Source organism: Bradyrhizobium genosp. L, assembly GCF_015624485.1.
In the GTDB taxonomy this organism is placed as follows: Bacteria; Pseudomonadota; Alphaproteobacteria; order Rhizobiales; family Xanthobacteraceae; genus Bradyrhizobium.
This window is the reverse complement of sequence record NZ_CP061378.1, coordinates 6,960,548-6,981,614: the sequence shown is the minus strand read 5'-3', so window position 1 is coordinate 6,981,614 and position 21,067 is coordinate 6,960,548. Positions and strand designations below refer to the sequence as shown.

20 protein-coding genes and 1 pseudogene are annotated in these 21,067 nt (G+C 65.6%); 14 read left to right on the top strand and 7 right to left on the bottom strand.

Annotation, left to right across the window (positions count from 1 at the left end):
* The first annotated feature begins 1 nt into the window (after window position 1).
* The 8 genes from IC762_RS33260 to IC762_RS33225 all read left to right on the top strand — a co-directional run bounded on the left by IC762_RS33260 (window position 2) and on the right by IC762_RS33225 (window position 8,879).
* Complete coding sequence (locus IC762_RS33260) at window positions 2-955, top strand: ABC transporter permease (RefSeq protein WP_195786295.1); 954 nt, start codon at window positions 2-4, stop codon at window positions 953-955.
* Window positions 956-957: 2 nt separating this feature from the next.
* Complete coding sequence (locus tag IC762_RS33255) at window positions 958-1,845, top strand: ABC transporter permease (RefSeq protein WP_195786294.1); 888 nt, start codon at window positions 958-960, stop codon at window positions 1,843-1,845.
* 4 nt (window positions 1,846-1,849) lie between these two features.
* Entirely contained in the window at window positions 1,850-2,923 is a 1,074-nt protein-coding gene (locus IC762_RS33250; protein ID WP_195786293.1) for an ABC transporter ATP-binding protein, read from the top strand.
* Window positions 2,920-3,117 (top strand): hypothetical protein, encoded by a 198-nt coding sequence (locus IC762_RS33245; protein WP_195786292.1) that lies wholly within the window; start codon window positions 2,920-2,922, stop codon window positions 3,115-3,117. The genes IC762_RS33250 and IC762_RS33245 overlap by 4 nt, the downstream gene beginning before the upstream one ends.
* Window positions 3,114-4,526, top strand: coding sequence for an amidase (locus IC762_RS33240; protein WP_195786291.1), 1,413 nt, complete (start codon window positions 3,114-3,116; stop codon window positions 4,524-4,526). The genes IC762_RS33245 and IC762_RS33240 overlap by 4 nt, the downstream gene beginning before the upstream one ends.
* Complete coding sequence (locus tag IC762_RS33235; protein WP_195786290.1) at window positions 4,523-5,500, top strand: ABC transporter ATP-binding protein; 978 nt, start codon at window positions 4,523-4,525, stop codon at window positions 5,498-5,500. Before IC762_RS33240 ends, IC762_RS33235 begins: the two co-directional genes overlap by 4 nt.
* Window positions 5,501-5,820: 320 nt before the next feature.
* Window positions 5,821-7,572 carry a type I secretion system permease/ATPase gene (locus tag IC762_RS33230; protein WP_195786289.1) on the top strand — a complete coding sequence of 584 codons (1,752 nt, stop codon included), beginning with the start codon at window positions 5,821-5,823 and terminating at the stop codon, window positions 7,570-7,572.
* On the top strand, window positions 7,569-8,879 hold the full coding sequence (locus tag IC762_RS33225) for an HlyD family type I secretion periplasmic adaptor subunit (protein WP_195786288.1): 1,311 nt from the start codon (window positions 7,569-7,571) through the stop codon (window positions 8,877-8,879). Before IC762_RS33230 ends, IC762_RS33225 begins: the two co-directional genes overlap by 4 nt.
* Before the next feature lie 56 nt (window positions 8,880-8,935).
* Here the strand turns inward: IC762_RS33225 and IC762_RS33220 are convergent, their stop codons facing one another.
* A complete protein-coding gene (locus tag IC762_RS33220; protein ID WP_195786287.1) occupies window positions 8,936-9,418 on the bottom strand; it encodes a CinA family protein in 483 nt (160 codons plus the stop codon).
* A 174-nt stretch (window positions 9,419-9,592) separates the two neighbouring features.
* Between IC762_RS33220 and IC762_RS33215 the strand changes: the two genes are divergently transcribed.
* The 3 genes from IC762_RS33215 to IC762_RS33205 are packed head-to-tail and all read left to right on the top strand — an operon-like array spanning window position 9,593 to window position 12,188.
* Complete coding sequence (locus IC762_RS33215) at window positions 9,593-10,669, top strand: amidohydrolase family protein (protein ID WP_195786286.1); 1,077 nt, start codon at window positions 9,593-9,595, stop codon at window positions 10,667-10,669.
* Window positions 10,666-11,775 (top strand): amidohydrolase family protein, encoded by a 1,110-nt coding sequence (locus tag IC762_RS33210; protein ID WP_195786285.1) that lies wholly within the window; start codon window positions 10,666-10,668, stop codon window positions 11,773-11,775. Before IC762_RS33215 ends, IC762_RS33210 begins: the two co-directional genes overlap by 4 nt.
* Window positions 11,775-12,188: a Rieske (2Fe-2S) protein gene (locus IC762_RS33205; RefSeq protein WP_195786284.1), complete on the top strand. Its 414-nt coding sequence runs from the start codon at window positions 11,775-11,777 to the stop codon at window positions 12,186-12,188. Before IC762_RS33210 ends, IC762_RS33205 begins: the two co-directional genes overlap by 1 nt.
* A gap of 97 nt (window positions 12,189-12,285) precedes the next feature.
* Here the strand turns inward: IC762_RS33205 and tcuB are convergent, their stop codons facing one another.
* The 5 genes from tcuB to IC762_RS33180 all read right to left on the bottom strand — a co-directional run bounded on the left by tcuB (window position 12,286) and on the right by IC762_RS33180 (window position 18,461).
* Window positions 12,286-13,383, bottom strand: coding sequence for a tricarballylate utilization 4Fe-4S protein TcuB (gene tcuB / locus IC762_RS33200; protein WP_195786283.1), 1,098 nt, complete (start codon window positions 13,381-13,383; stop codon window positions 12,286-12,288).
* Between the two features lie 13 nt (window positions 13,384-13,396).
* Complete coding sequence (locus IC762_RS33195; RefSeq protein ID WP_246801352.1) at window positions 13,397-14,392, bottom strand: esterase; 996 nt, start codon at window positions 14,390-14,392, stop codon at window positions 13,397-13,399.
* Window positions 14,393-14,593: 201 nt separating this feature from the next.
* Window positions 14,594-15,994: an FAD-dependent tricarballylate dehydrogenase TcuA gene (tcuA, locus tag IC762_RS33190; protein ID WP_195786281.1), complete on the bottom strand. Its 1,401-nt coding sequence runs from the start codon at window positions 15,992-15,994 to the stop codon at window positions 14,594-14,596.
* Window positions 15,995-16,073: 79 nt separating this feature from the next.
* Window positions 16,074-17,384, bottom strand: coding sequence for an MFS transporter (locus tag IC762_RS33185; protein ID WP_195786280.1), 1,311 nt, complete (start codon window positions 17,382-17,384; stop codon window positions 16,074-16,076).
* Between the two features lie 177 nt (window positions 17,385-17,561).
* Window positions 17,562-18,461, bottom strand: coding sequence for a transcriptional regulator GcvA (locus IC762_RS33180; RefSeq protein WP_195786279.1), 900 nt, complete (start codon window positions 18,459-18,461; stop codon window positions 17,562-17,564).
* A gap of 118 nt (window positions 18,462-18,579) precedes the next feature.
* Between IC762_RS33180 and IC762_RS33175 the strand changes: the two genes are divergently transcribed.
* The 3 genes and pseudogenes from IC762_RS33175 to IC762_RS33165 form a co-directional block, all read left to right on the top strand.
* Window positions 18,580-18,783, top strand: coding sequence for a DUF1127 domain-containing protein (locus IC762_RS33175; protein ID WP_195786278.1), 204 nt, complete (start codon window positions 18,580-18,582; stop codon window positions 18,781-18,783).
* A 69-nt stretch (window positions 18,784-18,852) separates the two neighbouring features.
* Window positions 18,853-19,476: a GNAT family N-acetyltransferase gene (locus IC762_RS33170; protein ID WP_195786277.1), complete on the top strand. Its 624-nt coding sequence runs from the start codon at window positions 18,853-18,855 to the stop codon at window positions 19,474-19,476.
* 244 nt (window positions 19,477-19,720) lie between these two features.
* Window positions 19,721-19,993, top strand: a pseudogene (locus IC762_RS33165) (LysR substrate-binding domain-containing protein); the annotation flags it as partial.
* Between the two features lie 194 nt (window positions 19,994-20,187).
* On the opposite strand, the gene IC762_RS33160 reads toward IC762_RS33165, so the two are convergent.
* A complete protein-coding gene (locus tag IC762_RS33160) occupies window positions 20,188-21,018 on the bottom strand; it encodes an enoyl-CoA hydratase (RefSeq protein ID WP_195786276.1) in 831 nt (276 codons plus the stop codon).
* Window positions 21,019-21,067 lie beyond the last annotated feature (49 nt).

The following is a 21,067-nucleotide window of genomic DNA, read 5'->3' as shown; positions in this document are numbered from 1 at the left end:
CGTGTTAGCCTATACCGCCAGACGGATCGTCTACGTCATTCCGATCGTGCTCAGCGTGGCGCTGGTGTGCTTTCTGCTGGTGCACATCACGCCGGGCGATCCGCTGGTTGCCGTGCTGCCGGCGGATGCCTCGCAGGAGCTCGCCGCGCAGCTGCGTAGCGCTTACGGCTTCGATCGGCCGCTGCCGGTGCAGTTCGGGCTGTGGCTGTGGCGCGCGCTCCACGGCGATCTCGGCAATTCGATCGCGACCGGCCGTCCGGTGCTCTCGGAGGTGATGCGCGCGGTCGGCAACACGGTGACGCTGGCGATCGCGGCTGCGCTGATCGGCTTCACGCTCGGGCTGCTGTTCGGCCTGATCGCGGGCTATTTCCGCGATACCTGGATCGACAAGGTCACGACCTCGCTCGCCATCGCCGGCGTCTCGGTGCCGTATTACTGGCTCGGCATGGTGCTGGTCATCATCTTCTCGGTGCAGCTCAACTGGCTGCCCGCCGTCGGTGCAGGTCCCGGCGGCTCCGGCGCCTGGGCGTGGGACTGGGAGCATCTGCGCTATCTGGTGCTGCCGGCGATCACGGCCTCGGTGGTCCCGATGGGTATCGTCACCCGCACCGTGCGCGCGCTGACCGGCGACATATTGAGCCAGGATTTCGTCGAGGCGCTGCGCGCCAAGGGCCTGCGCGAGACCGGGGTGTTCCGCCACGTCGTCAAGAATGCCGCGCCGACCGCGCTCGCCGTGATGGGGCTTCAGCTCGGCTACATGCTCGGCGGCTCGATCCTGATCGAGACGGTGTTCTCGTGGCCGGGCTCGGGATTCCTGCTCAATTCGGCGATCTTCCAGCGCGACCTGCCGCTGTTGCAGGGCACGATCCTGGTGCTGGCGCTGTTCTTCGTGCTGCTCAACCTCCTGGTCGACATCGCGCAGGCCGCGATCGATCCGCGCATCAAGCGGAGCTGACCATGAGCGCGATGACAGACACTACGTTGCAGGTCGCCCCCCCGACGAAGGCGCGCGGCTATTGGGCGACGGTCGGGCGCCGCATCGTCAGGGACAAGGTCAGCATGGCCTGCGCCATCATCCTGGTGCTGATCTTCGCCTCCGCGCTGCTGGCGCCGTGGCTTGGCCTCGCCGATCCCTATCAGGGCTCGATGATCCGCCGCCTCCGCCATATCGGCACGCCGGGCTATCCGCTCGGCACCGACGAGCTCGGCCGCGACATGCTGGCGCGGCTGGTCTATGGCGGACGGCTGTCCCTGGTGGTCGGCATCTTGCCCGTGATCCTCGCCTTCGTGATCGGCACCTCGCTCGGGCTGATCGCCGGCTATGTCGGCGGCAGGCTCAACACCGCGATCATGCGCACCGTCGACGTGTTCTACGCCTTCCCCTCGGTGCTGCTGGCGATCGCGATCTCGGGCGCGCTCGGCGCCGGCATCCTCAATTCGATCGTGTCGCTGACCGTGGTATTCGTGCCGCAGATCACCCGCGTTGCCGAGAGCGTCACCACGGGCGTGCGCAACATGGATTTCGTCGAGGCGGCGCGCGCCTCCGGCGCCGGACCCTTCACCATCATGCGCGTGCACATGCTGGGCAACGTGCTGGGCCCGATCTTCGTCTACGCCACCGGGCTGATCTCGGTGTCGATGATCCTTGCCGCCGGTCTCTCCTTCCTCGGGCTCGGGACCAAGCCGCCGGAGCCGGAATGGGGGCTGATGCTGAACACGCTGCGCACCGCGATCTATGTCAATCCAGGGGTCGCGGCGCTGCCGGGTGCGATGATCTTTGCGGTCTCGATCTGCTTCAACCTGTTCAGCGACGGCATGCGCAGCGCCATGGACATCAGGAACTAGGCCGATGAGCGACGCCAATCTCGCCGCCGACATGCTGGAGCCGGTCGCCGATGTCGGCGGCGCCGCGCAGCCGCTGCTCCAGGTCACAGGGCTGACCAAGCATTTCCCGGTGCGCGGCGGGCTGTTCAGCCCGCGCAAGACGGTGCGCGCCGTCGACGACGTCACCTTCGCCGTGATGAAGGGCGAGACCGTCGGCATCGTCGGCGAGTCCGGTTGCGGAAAATCGACCACGGCGCGGCTCTTGATGCATCTGATGAGCCGCGATGCCGGCGACATCGTCTATGACGGCATGCAGGTCGGTCCGTCGCTCTCCTTGCGCGAGCTGCGCCGCGGCATGCAGATGGTGTTCCAGGACAGCTATGCCTCGCTCAATCCGCGGCTCACGATCGAGGAATCCATCGCCTTCGGGCCGAAGGTGCATGGCATGGCCGACCGCGCGGCGCGGGCGCTGGCGCGCGAGCTGCTCGGCAAGGTGGGCTTGCGGCCCGAAACCTTCGCCAACCGCTATCCACACGAGATCTCCGGCGGCCAGCGCCAGCGCGTCAACATCGCCCGCGCGCTGGCGCTGTCGCCGCGGCTGGTGATACTCGATGAAGCGGTTTCCGCGCTCGACAAATCGGTCGAGGCGCAGGTGCTCAATCTGCTGGCCGACCTGAAGCGCGAGTTCGGGCTGACCTATCTCTTCATCAGCCACGACCTCAACGTGGTCCGCTACATCTCCGACCGCGTGCTGGTGATGTATCTCGGCGAGGTCGTCGAGCTCGGCCCGGTCGATGCGGTGTGGGACGCGCCGGCGCATCCCTACACGCGCGCGCTGCTGGCGGCGATGCCGTCGTCCGATCCGGACCGGCGTACCGAGGTGCCGCCGATCTCGGGCGATCCGCCCAATCCGATCGATCCGCCGTCGGGCTGCCGGTTTCACACCCGTTGCCCGTTTGCGGAGCCGCTCTGCGCAAACGACACGCCAAAGCTCAGCGATCTCGATACAATGGGCCATCAGGCGGCGTGCTACATGGCCATAGCGGGCTCAGCGCACAGCCGCGCGCCGGCAAAAGCAAGAGGAGACAACGCGGCATGACAAGACCAACTCCCAAGGACGTCAAGGTGATCGCTGATGTCGCCGACGTCCCCGCCGATGACGAGACCGCCAACCGCATCGCCACGTCGATCGGCCCCGCCTTCGACGGTTTCGCTCCGATCTCCGGCACGCTGCCGTTCGATCTCGAACCGGCGAGCTTCGTGCTGGCGCAGACGGCGAAGGTGTCGAAATGAGCACCGAGCCTGCATTGATGACGCTGACCGCGGTCGCCAGGGCGATTGCCGAGAAGAAGATCTCCTCGCACGAGGTGACGCGCGCCGTGCTGCATCGGATCGCCGAGTGGCAGCCGCGGCTCAACGCCTATATGGCGGTCGAATCCGAGCAGGCCCTGGCCGCCGCGACTGAGGCCGATGCCGCGCTTGCCAGGGGCAACGGAAGCGGCGCGCTGCACGGCGTGCCGCTGGCGCACAAGGACATGTATTACGACGCCGGCAAGGTCGTGACCTGCGGCTCGCTGATCCGCCGCGATTTCGTGCCGAAGACGACCGCAACCGCGCTGCAGCGGTTGAAGGATGCCGGGCAGGTCCGGCTCGGCTCGCTGCAGATGGTCGAATTCGCGTTCGGGCCGACCGGCCACAACGTGCATTACGGCGCAGTGCGCAATCCCTGGAACACCGAGCACATCACCGGCGGCTCGTCGTCGGGCTCGGGCTCGGCGGTCGCCGCGCGACTGACGTTCGCCGCGCTCGGTTCCGATACCGGCGGCTCGGTGCGCATGCCCGCGCATTTCTGCGGCGTCACCGGATTGAAGACCACGGTCGGCCGCGTCAGCCGCGCCGGCGCGATGCCGCTGTCGCAATCGCTCGATACCGTCGGCCCGTTGGCGCAGACGGCGGAAGATTGCGCGCTGCTGCTCGGCCTGATGGCCGGCGCCGACCCGGAGGATCCGACGGCGTCGCACCTGCCGGTGCCGGATTATGTGGCCGCGACCAAACAGTCGCTGAAAGGGCTCAGGATCGGCGTCCCCACGACGTTCTATGTCGACGATCTCGATCCCGAGGTGGCACGCATCCTCGATGAGACCGTTGCCACCCTGAAGCAGGAGGGCGCGGAGATCGTCAGGGTCGAATTGCCCGACCAGCGTCAGCTCAGCGGCGCCTCGCAATTGATCCTCGCGGTCGAGTCGGCTGCATTCCACAAGCGCTGGATGATCGAGCGGCCGCAGGATTACGGCGCACAGGTCCTGATGCGATTGCAGAATGGCCTCGCGATCCCGGCGGTGACCTATCTCGAGGCGATGCGCTGGCGTGGCCCGGCGCTCGCCGCCCACAATGCGGCGGTGAGCGGCGTCGATGCCGTGATCGCGCCGTCGGCGCCAGTGCCGGCACCGACGATCGCCGAAAGCGACGTCGGCAACGGCCCCGGTGCGGAGGCGGTGATCCAGCGGCTGACCCGGTTCACCCGCCCGGTCAACTATCTCGGCCTGCCGTCGCTCTCGATCCCGTCGGGCTTCACCAAGGCAGGCCTGCCGGTCGGCATGCAGCTGATCGGCCGCTCGTTCGAGGAGGCCACGCTGTTGCGGATCGGCGCTGCGTTCCAGCGCGCGACCGACTTCCACGCACACGTGCCCAAGCTCGCATGACCGACCTCGTCGAGATCAACAATCTCAACATCCGCTTCACCGGCGACCGCACGGTCCATGCCGTGAACGATCTCAGCCTGTCGCTCGGCGAGGGCGAGGTGCTGGGGTTGCTCGGCGAGTCCGGCTCCGGCAAGAGCGTGACACTGCGGGCGTTGATGCGGCTGTTGCCGAAGAAGCGGACGCAGATCTCGGGCCAGGTGAAGGTGCTGGGCCGGGACGTGCTGGCGATGGACGACGAGGCGCTGTCCGCGTTCCGCGGCCAGACCGTCTCGATGATCTTCCAGGAACCGGCGCTGGCGCTCGATCCGGTCTACACCATCGGCCGGCAGATCGCCGAGACGGTGATGCGCCACGAGGGCAAGAGCGAGCGGGACGCGATGGCGCGCGCGCTCGAGATGCTCGAAGTGGTGCGGATCCCCTCCGCCAAGCGCAGGCTGGAGTCCCATCCGCACGAGATGTCCGGCGGCATGCGCCAGCGCGCGATGATTGCGTTGGCGCTGGCCTGCAAGCCGAAGATCCTGCTCGCGGACGAGCCGACCACGGCGCTGGACGCCACTGTGCAGATCCAGATCCTGCTGCTGCTGCGCGAGCTGCAGCGCGAATTCGGCATGTCCGTGATCTTCGTGACCCACGACATCGGCGTCGCCATCGAGATCTGCGACCGGGTCGCGGTGATGTATGCCGGCCAGATCGTGGAGCAGGGCGCCTTGCGCCAGATCGTGCGCAGTCCGGCCCATCCCTACGCCAGGGGCTTGCTGGCCTCGACCATTCACGGTGCCAAGCGCGGCCAGCGGCTGGAAACCATTCCGGGCACGCCGCCTTCGCTCGACCAGGCGCCCGCCGCCTGCTCGTTTGCGCCGCGCTGCGGCCTTGCCCAGCCGCGCTGCAAGGAGGCTCTGCCGCCCAATGTCGAGGTCGGCCCCGGTCACCAGGCCCGCTGTGTCCTGGTGGAGCCAATGGTGGCCACCACCTAGCCCGGCACGATCCGTCGTCGGTTCCAGCTGCATCGTGGCGTGCTTAGGCCGCCAGCAAATGGAACAACGCTCGAAACCCCGCATGATTCCGGGGGGCTTCGTCGCGTTGCAGGTCCGCCCTGCGCGGGTTTTTCGCGAACAAGCCCGCTTCGCGGCCCGCTTTGGCGGCAAAGGGGCCATTATTATTCCGTCAACTCTTTGTGCCATCTCGAAAGGAGGACGCGAACCATCTTCCGGTTAACGCGACTTAAATGGACGGTGGTCACAAACCCCGGTACAACCTTGGGCATCACCTAGCCCTTTTGCAGAGATCGAATTTCATGGCAGCCGCACCCGCCGTCCGGCGTTCCGAACTGAGTGACGCGTTGCGCGCATGCCGCAGTGCCTTCATCGGCGTCGGTCTCATCAGTTGCATGGTCAACCTGCTGTACCTGACAGGTTCGATGTTCATGCTGCAGGTCTATGACCGGGTGCTGCCAAGCCGCAGCATTCCGACCCTGGTCGGTCTCGCGGTGATCGCCGCCGGCCTTTACATGGCGCAGGGTGTGCTCGATTTGCTGCGTGGACGCATCCTGGGCCGGATCGGAACCTCGCTCGACGAAGCCCTCAATGCGCGGGTGTTCGACACCGTGGTGCGGCTGCCGCTGCTGGCCGGCAACCGCAGCGAGGGCTTGCAGCCGCTGCGCGACCTCGACAACGTCCGCTCGTTCCTCGGAAGCCAGGGCCCGAGCGCGTTCTTCGACCTGCCCTGGCTGCCGTTCTACATGGCGATCTGCTTCGCGTTCCATTGGCTGCTCGGCGTCACCGCGCTGATCGGCGCCGTCATCCTGGTGACGCTGACCCTGGTCACCGAATACATGTCGCGCTCGCCGGCCAAGGAGGCGATGTCGCTGGCGGCGCGGCGCAACGATCTCGCTGCCTCCAGCCGGCGCAACGCCGAGGTGCTGGTGGCGATGGGCATGGCGGGGCGGATGAACAAGCGCTGGAATGCTGCGAACGAGGAATATCTCGCCGGCAACCAGCGCGCCAGCGACGTCACCGGCGGGCTCGGCGCCGTCGCCAAGGTGCTGCGCATGATGCTGCAGTCGGCGGTGCTCGCGACCGGCGCCTATCTCGTGATCAACCAGGAGGCCACCGGCGGCATCATCATCGCCGGTTCGATCCTGAGCGCCCGGGCGCTGGCGCCGGTCGATCTCGCGATCGCGCATTGGAAGGGCTTTGTCGCCGCGCGGCAGAGCTGGGCGCGGCTGAATCGCCTGCTGCAGCAGATTCCTGCACGGGCCGAGCAGACCCTTTTGCAGGCGCCGATCAAGAAACTGTCGGTCGAAGGCATCGCCATGGTGGCGCCCGGCGATCAGCGCGTCATCGTGCAGGACGTCACCTTTGCGGTCGAGGCCGGCTCCGGCGTTGGCGTGATCGGCCCGAGCGGCTCCGGAAAGTCATCGCTGATCCGGGCGCTGGTCGGCGTCTGGACCCCAGCGCGCGGCAAGGTGCGGCTCGACGGCGCCGCACTCGATCAGTGGGCGCCGGACGTGATCGGCCGCCATATCGGTTACCTGCCGCAGGATGTCGAGCTGTTTGCCGGCTCGGTCGCGCAAAACATCTGCCGCTTCGATCCCGAGGCCAAATCCGACGGCATCATCGCCGCCGCCAAGGAAGCCGGCGTGCACGAGATGATCATCAAGATGCGCGAGGGCTACGACACCCAGGTGGGTGAGCAGGGCACCGCACTCTCCGCCGGCCAGGCGCAGCGCGTGGCGCTGGCGCGGGCGCTCTACGGCAATCCGTTCCTGATCGTGCTGGACGAGCCGAACTCCAATCTCGACAGCGAGGGCGACGAGGCGCTGACCCGCGCGGTGCGCGGCGCCCGCGAGCGCGGCGCGGTCGTCATCGTGGTCGCGCACCGGCCGATCGGCATCGAGGGTGTCGACCAGCTGCTGGTGGTGAAGGACGGCCGCATGCAGACCTTCGGCCCGAAGGAGGCCGTGCTGTCGCAGGTGCTGCAGCGCGTCGCGCCGCCGTCGCCACCGCCGATCAAGATCGTCGCCGATGCGGGAGCAGCCAAGTCATGACCGACAAGCCGCGCGACGCACATCGCTCGATCCGCAAACATCTCGTTGTCGGCCTCGCCGTGGTGCTGGTGCTGGGCGGCGGCGTCGGGGGCTGGGCCTCCACGGTGCCGCTCTCGGGCGCGCTGATCGCGCCGGGCTCGGTGGTGGTCGATTCCAACGTCAAGAAGGTGCAGCATCCGACCGGTGGCGTGGTCGGCGAGATCCTGGCGCGTGACGGCGACTTCGTGAAGGCTGGCGACGTCGTGGTGCGTCTCGACGAGACGGTCGTCAAGGCGAGCCTTGCCATCGTGGTCAAGACCCTGAACGGTCTCTATGCGCGCTCGGCGCGGCTGGAGGCCGAGCAGCAGGGCCTCGACAAGATCGCGTTCCCGAAGGCTTTGACCGAACAGGCCAACGACCCTGACGTCCGCGACATCATGGCGAGTGAAAGCAAGCTGTTCGAGGTTCGCGTCAACGGCCGTACCGGCCAGAAGGCGCAGCTGCGCGAGCGCATCGTCCAGCTCAAGGAGGAGATCTCCGGGCTCGAGGCACAGGAGGCCTCCAAGGACAAGGAGATCGCGCTGGTGCAGCAGGAGCTGGTCGGCGTCAAGCAGCTCTATGAGCAGCATCTGGTGCAGCTCACCCGGTTGACCACGCTGGAGCGTGACGCTGCGCGGCTCGCCGGCGAGCGCGCGCAATACATCGCCCAGCGCGCCCAGGCCAAGGGCAAGATCACCGAGACCGAGCTGCAGATCATCCAGGTCGACAAGGACATGCTTGCCGACGTCTCCAAGGATCTGCGCGAGGCCAACGACAAGATCGGCGAATTCGTCGAGCGCAAGGTCTCCGCGGAAGACCAGCTCCGCCGCATCGATATCCGCGCGCCGCAGGACGGCGTGGTGCTGCAATCGACCGTGCACACGGTCGGCGGCGTCATCACCGCCGGCGACGCCATCATGATGATCGTGCCGAAAGCCGACGCGCTGTCGGTCGAAGCCAAGGTCAATCCGCAGGACATCGACAAGCTGCAGATCGGCCAGAAGACGCTATTGCGGCTGTCCGCCTTCAACCAGCGCACCACGCCCGAGCTGAACGGCGTCGTCACCCGTGTGTCCGCCGACACCACCCAGGACCAGCGCACCGGGCAGTCCTACTACACCATCCGCGTCTCGATGCCGCCGGAAGAGGTTGCGCGGCTCGGCAGCGAGGTCAAGATCATCCCGGGCATGCCGGTGGAAGCCTTCGTCCAGACCGGCGACCGCACCATGATGTCCTATCTGATGAAGCCGCTGCACGACCAGTTCATGCGCTCTTTCCGCGAGAGGTGAGGGCTTCGGCCTCTCACCGCGTCGTCCCGACCTTAGCCGGGACGACGGCGGCTTAACTACCGCGACAAATTCTTCAGCAGCAGTTCCAGCGCCGCCGCGGCAAACGCCTGCATGTTCGCGGCCCGATCACCACTGCCGGTCTCGAGGGTGATCACCGCGGCTCGCGGGCCGGCCACCGCCATGCAGCTGTGACCGGCGGCGTCGCCGTAGCGATTGCCGGTCGGTCCTGTTGCGCCGGTCTCCGACAACCCCCAGTCGGTCGAGAGGCGTTCGCGGATCTGGCGCGCCAGCAGTTGCGCATAGGGCTCCGACGCCGAGCGGATTCCCCTCATTGCGTCATCCGGAATATCCATCAGCGCGCGCCGCGCGTCGCGGGTGTAGATCACACCGCCGCCGAGGAAATAGGCCGAGGCTCCGGGCACCGCGAGCAGCGAGGCCGAGATCAATCCGCCGGTGGAGGATTCCGCGACCGCAATGGTTTGCTTGTTTGCGATCAGTTTCGCCGCGACCTGTCCGGCAATGGAGGTGAGCGCGTTCATCGGCGGCCTTTCTTGTTGTTTGCCATGAATTTCCCGTGGGGCGTTCTGCCTTCCTAGCACAGCACAGCGACCCCTGCCGAGTTGCGAGCCGGCGGCGGGCCTGCTTGAATGTGCGAAAGAGCCAAGCGACGCGGGGAGTGCCTCGACGAAGCGCCGTCCCGCGGAGGAAACGTCATGATGTCGCCGATTGCCGGCGGTGTGGATTGCGATCTGCATCCCGCGGTGCCTCACCTCACCAGCCTGCTGCCCTATATGAACGACTACTGGCGCGACCAGGTCACGACGCGCGGCATGACGGATTTGATCTCGCAGTCCTATCCGGCCAACTCGCCGATCGCGTCGCGGCCCGACTGGCGCCCCGCACAGGGCAAGCCGGGCGCAAACCTTGCCGACCTGCAGCGCCAGGCGCTCGATCCATTCGGCACGGCGTATGGCATCTGCAATCCGCTCTACGGCGTGCAGATGGTGTTTTCCGAGGACATGGCCAACGCCTTCTGCCGTGCGCTGAACGACTGGCTGGCCAAGGAGTGGCTCGACAAGGACGACCGCTTGCGCGGCTCGATCGTGATCCCGGTGCAGAGCATCGAGAAGGCGGTCGCCGAGATCGAGCGCTGCGCGCAGGACAGGCGCTTCGTGCAGGTGCTGATGCTGGTGATGGGCGACATGCCGCTCGGCAAGCGGCACTATTGGCCGATCTATGCGGCGGCCGAGCGGCTCGGCCTGCCGATCGGCATCCATGCCGGCAGCGCCTATCACAATCCGCCGTCTTCGGTCGGTTGGGGTTCCTACCACATCGAGGACTATGTCGCGCAGGCGCAGGCGTTCCAGACCCAGCTCACCAGCCTGATCGTCGAGGGCGTGTTCGCGCGCCATCCGAAGCTGAAAATGGTGATGCTGGAGTCGGGTTTCACCTGGCTGCCGCCGTTCCTGTGGCGGCTGCACAAGTTCTGGCGCGGTATCCGCATGGAAACGCCGTGGGTCGACCGCGCCCCGTTGGAGATTGTGCGCAGCAACATCCGCTTCTCGCTGCAACCGGTCGACGCACCGCCGGAACCGGACACGCTGAACCGGTTGTTCGACCATATGCAGTCGGACGAATTGATCCTATTCTCGACCGACTACCCGCATTGGCAGTTCGACGGCGACGCGGTGCTGCCGGAAGGTCTGTCGCCTGATCTGGTCCGCAAGATCATGATCGACAATCCGCATGCGACTTACATGCGTCTGAGAGTGAAGGAGACGGCGCCATGAACATCCAGCTTCGTGAACGTCCCGAGGTCGCCGCATCGAGCAGCATCAAGACCGCGATTGCGGATTGCGACATCCATCCGGCGCGGGCGACCAAGGATGAGCTCTATCCCTTCCTCGCAAAGCGCTGGCACAGCCATCTCGAGACCTTCGGCGTCCACGCCTATCAGGGCATGATGGAAGGCCCACCCTATCCGAAGGCGCAGCCCAATGCCTCGCGGCGCGATGCCTATCCGCCGGAAGGCGGGCCGCAGGGCTCGTCGCTGTCCTTCATGCAGCAGCAGCATCTCGATCCGAACAACGTCGCGCTTGGCGTCCTCAATCCGCTCGCCACCGGGCAGGGCCTGCGCAACCAGGATCTGGCCGCCGCGATCTGCGCCGCGATCAACGACTGGCAGATCGAGAAATGGACCAGCAAGGATTCCCGGCTGAAGGGCTCGGTCGTCGTCGCCAATGAAGACGGCGTCTCGGCTGCCGCCGAGATTCGCAAGCGTGCAGGGGACAAGAATTTCGTCCAGGTGCTGCTGCTCAGCCGCAATGTCGAGCCGCTCGGCCAGCGCCGCTATTGGCCGATCTACGAGGCCGCACAGGAAGCGGGCCTTCCGATCGGCGTGCACGCTTTCGGCTTCGGCGGCAACCCGATCACCGCGTCGGGCTGGCCGAGCTATTACATCGAGGAGATGGTTGGGCATTCGCAGTGCCAGCAAACGGCGCTCGCGAGCCTGGTGCTCGAAGGCGTGTTCGCGCGCTTTCCGAAGCTGAAGATGGTGATGGTCGAGGCCGGCTTCGGCTGGGCGCCGTCGCTGGCCTGGCGGCTCGACAAGGTATTTTCACGGTTGCATGCCGAGGTGCCGCATCTCAAGCGCAAGCCGTCGGAATATATCCGCGACCACATCTGGTGGACGACGCAGCCGATGGAAGACCCGGAGAGCCGCGATCATCTGTTTCAGTTGATCGAATGGATCGGCTGGGACAAGCTGCTGTTCGCCACCGACTATCCGCATTGGGATTACGACGAGCCGTCGCGCGTGCTGCCGGCCGGCGTCAGCGATGCCAACAGGCAGGCGTTCTATCTCGGCAATGCGAAGCAGCTGTACGGCGTTTCTTGATGGCGAGGCATGTGATCGCCCCGGTGGATGAATTGCCGCCGGGGTCGCGAAAGTTCCTCGAGATCGACGGCCGGCCGATCGCGGTCTTCAACGTCAAGGGCGAGTTTTTCGGTCTGCTGAATCGCTGCCCGCATCAGGGCGCGGCCTTGTGCGAGGGTCCGCTGATCGGGCTTGCCTCGTCGTCGGACCCCGGCGAGATCGAATACACCAAGCTCGGAGAGATCCTGCGCTGTCCGTGGCACGGCTGGGAGTTCGATATCCGTACCGGCCAGTCCTATTGCGACCCCCGTCGCTTTCGGGCTCGCGCCTATCCGGTCAATGTCGAGCCGGGCAGCAATGTGGTGAAGGGTCCGTATGTCGCGGAGACGCTCAAGGTCGCGGTGGAGAGCGACTACGTGGTGGTGGAGCTATAGCTACGGGACGGATGCCGTAGGATGGGTCGAGCGCAGCGATGCCCATCAGTTTCGTGTCGTGTGGTGAGATGATGGGTATCGCTGCGCTCCACCCATCCTACATCTGCTGCCGTTCCCGCGCGTAGCGCACCAGCGCCACAAACCGATAGATGCCGTGCACGAACTTGCCATATGGCATGGTGATGAACAGCGCGAACACGACGCCGAGATGCAACGCCAGCAGCGGGCCCATCGCACCGGTCTCGCGCCACAGCAACAATGCCAGCCCAGTGATGCTGGTCAGGAACAGCATCAGGATGAACGCGGCATCCATGCCCATTTGCTGTTCGTCGACCAGCACGCGGTCGCGCTTCCATTTTTCCGTGAGCAAGCCGATCGGTCCGATCACCAGCCCGATGCCGCCGAGCGTACCAAGCACGACCGGCAGGTCCCACCACGCGTAAGGCGCCTCGCGCGCCAGCAGATAGTGGTACAGCGTGCCGGTGCAGGTCGCGGCGAAGCACAGCACAAAGCCGTAGAACGTGAAGTGGTGATACAGCTTGCGGCGGTCGGTCGGCTGGTCGTCCTCGTTGAAGCAGCCGACCCCGCCGCCATCGAGATAGCGCAGCTCGCCGGCGTCGCGGAGCGCCTGCAACAGCGCCTTGGCATCCGTTTTCATGCCGATGGGCTCGCCGATCGCGCGCCAGAAGCTGCGCACGCCCATCACCAGCGCCAGCATCGCGTAAAGCAGGGCGGCGCCGAACAACAGCGCCATCGCGTTGTGCGGCATCAATCTGTAGAATGCGCCGGGGCCGGTGTGGATGCCGGTCAACACGCCGGGATCGCTCACCGCGGCGAAGCCGAAGATGAAGGCCGCGATGCTGAGCGCCGCGATCACGCTGATGACGAGGCCGTTGCGTGCAAATGCGCCGGCAAAGGCGCGTGGCCAGGCATAGGCGGCATAGGATTCGGCGCGTGCGATCGCAAGCGTCTTCGGCACATTGACGTTGAACTCATGCGGCGGCGAGAACTGGCAGTCGGTGTAGCACGCACCGCAGGCGTGGCAGAGATTGGCGAGATAGTTGAGGTCGCCGTCGGAGAAGGCGCGGCGCATCTCCATGGCGGGAAACACCGCGCACAGGCCCTCGCAATAGCGGCAGGAATTGCACACCGTCATCAGACGGTCGGCCTCCTGCAATGTCCTGGTCCCGTGCATCGCGTTCTGCTTCCTATTGTTTGGTCAGCCCTTTGCCTTCCAGCCATGTCTGGATCAGGCCGGCGACCTCGGCGTTGTTCTTGTCCATCATCATCATGTGCGAGTTGCCCTTGATGCCGACCTTGGGCAGGTCGACCACATCGACGCTGCCGCCGGCGGCCCTGATGGCATCGGCGAAGGCCGTGCCGGTGGCGCGGATCTTCGGCCAGCGCGAATCGCGCTCGATGTAGTCGCCGTACACCATCAGGGTCGGGATGTTCTTCAGCGCGTCGACCTTGGCGGGATCGCCGACGCCGGCGGGCTCGATTGCGATCAGCGCCTTCACCTTGTCGGGCCGCGCCTGCGCAACCTTGAAGCCGAAAGTGCCGGCCTGGCTGTGGAACAGGATGATGCAGGGGCCGACCTTGTCGATCTCGGCGATATAGGCCGCGATCGTCGCGTCATCGGTCGTGGTCCAGCGCGGCACGTTCTGCTTGACGAAGTTCTCATAACCTTCGTTCGGGAACTGGCTGCCCGGCATCAGCTTCCGCTTGGCCGGATCGGGATCATACGAGCCCGGACCATCGCCGATGCGAAACCGCTCGAACGGATTCGAAGTGGTCAGGAACACCGGCTCGCCCTTGAAGATATCGGGATATTGCGCCCAGCCGGCACGCCCGCGCTCGACCGCATCCGAATTGTAGACGCTCCAGCCCTTGCGCAGGAAATAGTTCAGCCAGCCTTCGCGGCCATCGGGCGTCGTCTCATAGGTGACGCCGGTCAATCCGCCGCCGTGCCAGAGCAGCAGCGGATAGGCGCCCTTCTCGTTCTGCGGCAGGAAGTACTGCACGTACATTTGCTCGACCTGGTAGGTGCCGTTCGGATCGACCTTCGCCGGCACGCCGCCCGCGGTGAAGGTCACTTCCTTCACCGGCTTGCCCGTGATCTCGACCAGCCGGCCGCCGACATGGAACGAGCCCATGTCGCGCAACGCGATCGGCTCGGCGGCGTAGGCGGCTGTTGAAGCCATCAATGCCGCCGCTGCGGCAGCAAATTTAGTACGCGACATGCTTCCTCCGATCTTCCCCTTCTCCCCGCGTGCGGGGAGAAGGTCGGGATGAGGGGGGCTCTCCACGCACCGTGCTCGGGGAGACTCCCCCTCACCCGTATCGCATCTTCGATGCGATACGACCTCTCCCCGCAAGCGGGGCGAGGTGAGAAAAGCGCGGCATCAGTTCCGTGCATTTCTGGCCGCTTCCCGCCCGGCGACGCGGCCGAACACGCTGCCGATGGTCATGCCCATGCCGGCGGCATAGCCCTTGCCGAGCACGTTGCCGGCCATGATCTCGCCGGCGGCGAACATGTTGGCGGAGGGCCTGCCGTCCTGCATCATCATCCGCGCCTCTCTGTTCACGCGGGTGCCGAGATAGGTGAAGGTGATGCCCGGTCGCACCGGATAGGCGAGGTAGGGCGGCGTCTCGATCCTGCGCGCCCAATGCGTCTTCGCCGGCGTGATGCCTTCGGTGCGGCAATCGTCGAGGATGGTGTGGTCGAATGTGCCTGGTTGCACCGCGGCGTTGAATTCGGTGATGGTCTTTTCCAGCGCGCCCGGATCGAGCTCGAGCTTGCCGGCAAGTTCGGCGATCGTCTGCCCCGCGATCGGCGGAAACAGCGTCGGCATGAAGCTCGTCACCACGGTCGAGTCGAAGATGATGTAGGCGATCTGGTCGGGCTGGGCGGCGACCAGGCGGCCCCAGATCGCGTAGCGCTTCGGCCAGATGTCCTCGCCCTCGTCGTAGAACCGCGCGGCGTGCTTGTTGACGACGATGCCGAACACCACCGAATCATGACGCGTGATGATGCCACCGTCGAATTTCGGCGCGCGGGCGTCGATCGCGACTGCATGGCATTGCGTGGGATCGCCGATCTCCTGCACGCCCTTGGCCAGCAGCATCTTCAGGATCGCGCCGCGATTGAACGGCGTGCCGCGGATCAGGAAATTGTCGGCGGCCTCGCCCCAATATTGCTTCAGCCACTCGATGTTGGCCTCGAAGCCGCCGGCGGCTGCGACCAGCGCCGAGGCAGGCACTTCGGTCCGGCCGCCGACCGGCTGCTTCAGCGCGGCCGACAGGAACATGCCGTCCTCGATCTTGAGATCGATCACCTCGGCATCGTAGAGGACGTCGACGCCGAGCGCCTCGGCGGTGCGGTACAGCGCGTTCAGCATCGCACGGCCACCGCCGAGGAAGAACGAGTTGGTGCGGCCAAGGCTCAAGGTGCCGCCGAGCGAAGGTTGCCACCGCACGCCCTGCTCGACGATCCAGTTCAGGATGTCCTTGGATTCATGGATCATGAAGCGCGCCAGCTCTTCGTCGGTCTGGCCGCCGGTCACGCGCAGCAGGTCTTCCCAGAATTCCTCCTCGGTATAGGGACCGGTGAGGATCTCGGTCGCCGCATCATGGGCGCAGCGCATGTTGCGCGTGTGCCGGGTATTGCCGCCGCGGTAGAATTTTGGCGCGCCTTCGAGCACCAGCACCGAAGCGCCGGCGCGGCGTGCGCTGATCGCGGCGCAGAGGGCGGCGTTGCCGCCGCCGATCACCAGCACGTCGAACCTGCGCGTCAGATCAACCATGCGCTCTTGTTATCGTTGTTGGCATGGAAAGCAACATGTCGGGGCAGGCGGTCGGCCTGCCCCGATTGCATGCGGACGATCAGGCCGCAACGGTCTCGCGCTGCTCGATGGTCTGGCCGCCGCGATAGACGATCAGCGCGGCGACGATGCCGAGCGCGGCGGCGCACATCAGCCAGTAGCCGGGCGAGGCCTTGTCGCCGGTGTGCTGGATCAGCCAGGTCGAGGCAAACGGCGTGAAGGTGCCGAACAGCCCGGCCGCCAGCGCAAAGGCCAGCGAGAAGCAGGTGGTGCGGACATGCGCCGGCACGATCTCGACCAGGCAGCCCAGCATGGTGCCGCTGTAGACGCCGAAGTAGAACGAGAACATCATTTCCACGGCCAGCATCTTGCCGAAGCTTGGATCGCTCACCAGCCAGTGCAGCGCCGGATAGGCGGTCAGCAGCGAGAGGCCTGCGATCGCAAGCAGCACCGGCTTGCGGCCGAGCCGGTCGGACACCGCGCCGCCGACCGGATTCCAGATGAAATTGGTCACGGCGACCAGCAGCGTGACCAGCAGCGCGTCCTGCGTCGACAGCTTCAGCACGGTCTTGCCGAAGGTCGGTGTATAGACGGTGACGAAGTAGAAGGTCGTGGTGGTCAGCACCGCGATCATCATGCCGAGGATGACGATGCGCCAGTTGGCGAGCGCCGAGGCGAACACCTCGCTCGCGGTCGGGTGCTTCTTCATCGCCAGGAATGCCGGGGTCTCCTCCAGCGTCCGCCGCAGGAAGAAGATCACCGGAATGATCATGCAGCCGACGAAGAACGGGATGCGCCAGCCCCACGACGCGACGGTCGCGGCCGGCATGCTCTCGCTCAGGATGAAGCCGAGGATCGAGGCGACGAAGATCGCGACCTGCTGGCTCGCCGACTGGAACGAGGTGTAGAAGCCGCGATTGCCGGGGGTTGCGATCTCCGCGAGATAGACCGAGACACCGCCGAGCTCGACGCCGGCCGAGAAGCCCTGCAGCAGGCGGGCGAGCAGCACGATGATCGGCGCGGCGATGCCGATCGTCTCATAGCTCGGACAGATTGCGATCACGACAGTGCCGACGGCCATGATCGCCAGCGTCACGATCAGGCCCTGGCGGCGGCCGATCCGGTCGATATAGGCGCCGAGCACGATCGCGCCGACCGGGCGCATCAGCGCGCCGAGCCAGAACACGCCGAACGCGTTGAGCAGCGCCGCGGTTTCATTGGAGGCAGGGAAGAAGGCCTTGGCGATCGCCGATGCATAGAAGCCGAACAGGAAGAAATCGAACTGCTCGAGGAAATTGCCGCTGGTCGCGCGCAGAATGGCGCCGAGGCGCGACTTGATTTGCGGGACTTGCGATGAACTCGACTGCGACATAACGCCCTTTCCTCCCCGTGGCATAACGGCTGGCGAAAATTGTCTCGCCAGCCAAGGCAGTTAACCTGCCATGCGCGGCAATTTGGCACGTCAGTCCGACGCCACCAACCCGAAATCGCCCGCGCCACATGGGAAAAAAGCCGTAGGTGGACAAGTCTTGACGCAGCGTGCGCTGCATCAAGAGGTCGCGTGTGCGGCGGCGCCGATCCAGCTCCGGAACGCGGCGAGCTTTGGCGTGTCGGCGCGGCCCTGCGGCGACACCAGATAAAAGCCGGCGTCGGCCGGGAGTGCGATCTTGAAGGGAGCCACGAGGCGGCCCTTGGCCACGTCGTCCTTCACATAGGAGGTGCGGCCCATCGCGACGCCGATGCCGTCGATCGCAGCCTGGATGGTCACGAACAGCAGATCGAAGGTGACGCCCGGCTGCTTGGAGAGATCGGTCGGCAGTCCCGCCGCGGTCAGCCACAGCCGCCAATCGTCGCTGTTGGCGCCGCTGGTATGCAACAGCGTGCGATCCCTGAGATCCTCCGGGCACGCGAGCGGCTTGCCTCCCTGCAGCAGCGACGGGCTGCACACCGGGAACAATTCGTCCGCCATCAGCCAGTCGGCGCGCAGGCCGGACCATTGGCCGCGGCCGTAGCGGATCGCCGCGTCGACCTTGTCGCGCTGGAAGTCGACCAGGCTGGTCGAGGTGGTGATGCGGACGTCGATGCCGGGATGCGCCTCCTGGAATGCGGAGAGCCGCGGCAGCAGCCATTTGGCGGCGAGCGATGCGAGGGTCGAGACGGTCAGCACGTGGTCATCGTCGCGCCGCAGCAGGCGGTCGGTCGCCAGCCGCAGGTCGTTGAAGGCGGCGCGGACGCCGGGAAGGTATTCGGCAGCCTCCGGCGTCAGGCTCAGCGAGCGATTCTGGCGGACGAACAGGCGCACGCCGAGCTCTTCCTCGAGCCGTCGGATCTGATGGCTGATCGCGGTCTGCGTCACGTTCAGCTCGGACGCCGCGAGCGTGAAGCTCATGTGCCGCGCGGCCGCCTCGAAGGCGCGCAGGCCATTCAGCGAAGGCAGCCGATTCGTCATCTCCGGATGATCTCCCAATACATGACTTTAATTCATGCGAAGCGGTACAAAGTGTCGTTTGTGAACCGGCCGAATAGCTCCGATATTCTATCCAACAGGTTACCGAGAGGAGCCGCAAATGTCCATTTTCACCCATGAATCGATGACAAATCATCATACGCCCGGCCTGCTGGGTCAGGTCGGCGAAACGCTTCACGTGTGGTGGGACCGCTACGAGCGCCGGCGTGAGCTGTCGCAATGGTCGGAGCGCGACCTCCACGACATCGGAATGTCCCGCAGCGATATCGTGCTCGAGACCGAGAAGCCGTTCTGGCGGGCCTGAAAGGCCGCCTCCGCTGGCGCCGCCTCGATAGAGGGGCGCCAGCCAATCTATCCGCCCGAGGAGCGTGTCATGACTGCGCTGCATCTCGACGATCTCAAGCGATATTCCGACGTGCTGCGTGCCAAGGATGGGCGGGAGATCAAGGTGCGCTTCGTCGAGCCGCGCGACCGCGAGGAGCTGCAGAGCTTCATCCGCGCCCTCTCGACGCAATCCCGCTACAACCGCTTCCTGGGCGCGCTGAGCGAGCTGCCGAAGACGGAGCTCGAGCGCTTCATTCATGTCGGCGAGGCTGACCGGTTCACGGTGGTCGCGACGATGCTGGTCGATGGTTTCGAGACCATCGTCGGCGAAGCCCGCTATGCCTTCCATGCCGATACGTCGAGCGTCGAGTTCGGCCTGTCGATCGATGACCGGTGGCAGGGCCACGGCATTGGCAAGGCGCTGTTGAAGAATCTCGAATGCCGCGCGGCGTCCTTCGGGGCCGCCAGCATTTTCGCCGACACGCTGCGTTCCAATACGAGCATGATCGCGCTGGCCCGCAAGTCCGAATACGCCTTCACCGCGAGCCCCGGCGACTGGAAGCTGGTGCGCTTCGAGAAACAGATCCACGTCGAACCGCAAGACATTCCCTGTGCCAGCTGGCGGCTTGCCGCCACTTCCCGCTTGGCCGCGATGTCCTCGCTTGCGGCTTGACGCAACTTGGCCCGGTTCTGGGCCCCTCCAGAACCGGGCCATTTTCTTTTTCAGTGCCGCAATCCCAACTCGTCGTGCGCGGGCTTGACTCGCGCATCCATCGAGTGAAAGTTCTTTTGATGTGATGGATTGCCGGGTCAAGCCCGGCATGACGAGCGGCGATAACTCACTTATCTTCGGCAAAATCCGTCGACGTCGCCACGCTCCGCCACTCCGCCAGCTCCTTTTCGACGAATGCGTGCTTCGCTGGGAGTTCGAGCGCGGCGGCATCGAGGTCGATATCGACGTCACGGGGCCGCTGACGCTGAACGACCAGGATCTGATGGTCGATGCCGCGCTCGACGGGGCTGGGCTCGCTTACGTGTTCGAGGCACAGGTCGACGACTTGATTGCCAGGCGCAAGCTGATCCGCGTGCTCGCCGACTGGTGCCCGGCCTATCCCGGATTCTTCCTCTATTACCCAAGCCGCCGCCAATTGCCGGCGGCGCTGCGGGCGTTCGTCGATTTCGCGCGCTCCTCTTTCTTCGCCTCTCCCCCTGTGGGAGAGGCCGCAGCGCATGCAGCGAAGCGGAATGCGGTGCGGGTGAGGGGTGAAGCCTCTCGGCAAACTCGCTCTTGAGGATAGACCTGAACCCCTCACCCGGATTGCATCTTCCGATGCAATCCGACCTCTCCCACAGGGGGAGAGGTGACTTCTGAGGCGCTCCGCGCTCAGTTGCCTTTGAACACCGGTTTCCGCTTGTCGATGAACGCCTGCACGGCTTCCTTGTGATCGGCCGTCGTGGTGAGCCGGATCAATCGTTCGGCCTCGTGATCGCGCGCGGTGGCGAAGTCGAACAACATGGCTTCGTCGAGATTGTCCTTCATGTAGCGCAGCGCCAAGGTCGGGCCTTCGGCCATCGACTTCGCCAGCGCAAACGCCTCGTCCTGCAGCGTCTCGTCCGGCACCACGCGGTTGACGAGGCCGATCTGCTCGCACCTCGTGGCATCGACCTTCTCCGCGGTGAACATCAATTCGCGGGCCCGCGAGGTGCCGACCAGGCGGGTCAAGAGCCAGGCGATACCGTAGTCGCCGCTCAGTGCCACGCGCAGATATCCGGTCGAAATGAACGCCGATTGCGCGGCGATGCGGATGTCGCAGGCGAGCGCAATCGACAGCCCGGCGCCGACGGCGGGGCCGGGCAGGGCGGCGATGGTCGGCTTGCGCACCGAGGCCAGCGCGCCGGTGAGCAGGCGCTGGCGCTCCTGCAAATCGGCGACCTTGTCCTCATAGGACATTTCGAGCTTCTTCGGATCGCGATGGGCGCCCATGCCCTTGACGTTGCCGCCGGCGCAGAACGCCTTGCCGGCGCCGGTGATCAAGAGCACGCCGACCTCCGGATTCTCGCCGCAGGTCCGGATCATGGTGCGCAGTGCCGGGGTTAGAGTATCCGACAGTGAATTACGCGCGTCGGGGCGGTTCAGCGTGATGATGGCGACGCGGTCGCGGATCACGCAGAGCAGTTCGTCGGTGCCGGTCTCGATCTTGATGTCGCTGGTCATATCGCTCCCCTGATCTTGTTGCTTCATTGTTGCTTCGTAGGGTGGGCAA

Excerpts from the sequence above, each read along its gene's own strand:
- IC762_RS33255 (WP_195786294.1), top strand. The coding sequence starts at position 958 with ATGAGCGCGATGACAGACACTACGTTGCAGGTCGCCCCCCCGACGAAG.
- IC762_RS33250 (WP_195786293.1), top strand. The coding sequence starts at position 1,850 with ATGAGCGACGCCAATCTCGCCGCCGACATGCTGGAGCCGGTCGCCGAT.
- IC762_RS33245 (WP_195786292.1), top strand. The coding sequence starts at position 2,920 with ATGACAAGACCAACTCCCAAGGACGTCAAGGTGATCGCTGATGTCGCC.
- IC762_RS33240 (WP_195786291.1), top strand. The coding sequence starts at position 3,114 with ATGAGCACCGAGCCTGCATTGATGACGCTGACCGCGGTCGCCAGGGCG.
- IC762_RS33235 (WP_195786290.1), top strand. The coding sequence starts at position 4,523 with ATGACCGACCTCGTCGAGATCAACAATCTCAACATCCGCTTCACCGGC.
- IC762_RS33230 (WP_195786289.1), top strand. The coding sequence starts at position 5,821 with ATGGCAGCCGCACCCGCCGTCCGGCGTTCCGAACTGAGTGACGCGTTG.
- IC762_RS33225 (WP_195786288.1), top strand. The coding sequence starts at position 7,569 with ATGACCGACAAGCCGCGCGACGCACATCGCTCGATCCGCAAACATCTC.
- IC762_RS33220 (WP_195786287.1), bottom strand. The coding sequence starts at position 9,418 with ATGAACGCGCTCACCTCCATTGCCGGACAGGTCGCGGCGAAACTGATC.
- IC762_RS33215 (WP_195786286.1), top strand. The coding sequence starts at position 9,593 with ATGATGTCGCCGATTGCCGGCGGTGTGGATTGCGATCTGCATCCCGCG.
- IC762_RS33210 (WP_195786285.1), top strand. The coding sequence starts at position 10,666 with ATGAACATCCAGCTTCGTGAACGTCCCGAGGTCGCCGCATCGAGCAGC.
- IC762_RS33205 (WP_195786284.1), top strand. The coding sequence starts at position 11,775 with ATGGCGAGGCATGTGATCGCCCCGGTGGATGAATTGCCGCCGGGGTCG.
- tcuB (WP_195786283.1), bottom strand. The coding sequence starts at position 13,383 with ATGCACGGGACCAGGACATTGCAGGAGGCCGACCGTCTGATGACGGTG.
- IC762_RS33195 (WP_246801352.1), bottom strand. The coding sequence starts at position 14,392 with ATGGCTTCAACAGCCGCCTACGCCGCCGAGCCGATCGCGTTGCGCGAC.
- tcuA (WP_195786281.1), bottom strand. The coding sequence starts at position 15,994 with ATGGTTGATCTGACGCGCAGGTTCGACGTGCTGGTGATCGGCGGCGGC.
- IC762_RS33185 (WP_195786280.1), bottom strand. The coding sequence starts at position 17,384 with ATGTCGCAGTCGAGTTCATCGCAAGTCCCGCAAATCAAGTCGCGCCTC.
- IC762_RS33180 (WP_195786279.1), bottom strand. The coding sequence starts at position 18,461 with ATGACGAATCGGCTGCCTTCGCTGAATGGCCTGCGCGCCTTCGAGGCG.
- IC762_RS33175 (WP_195786278.1), top strand. The coding sequence starts at position 18,580 with ATGTCCATTTTCACCCATGAATCGATGACAAATCATCATACGCCCGGC.
- IC762_RS33170 (WP_195786277.1), top strand. The coding sequence starts at position 18,853 with ATGACTGCGCTGCATCTCGACGATCTCAAGCGATATTCCGACGTGCTG.
- IC762_RS33160 (WP_195786276.1), bottom strand. The coding sequence starts at position 21,018 with ATGACCAGCGACATCAAGATCGAGACCGGCACCGACGAACTGCTCTGC.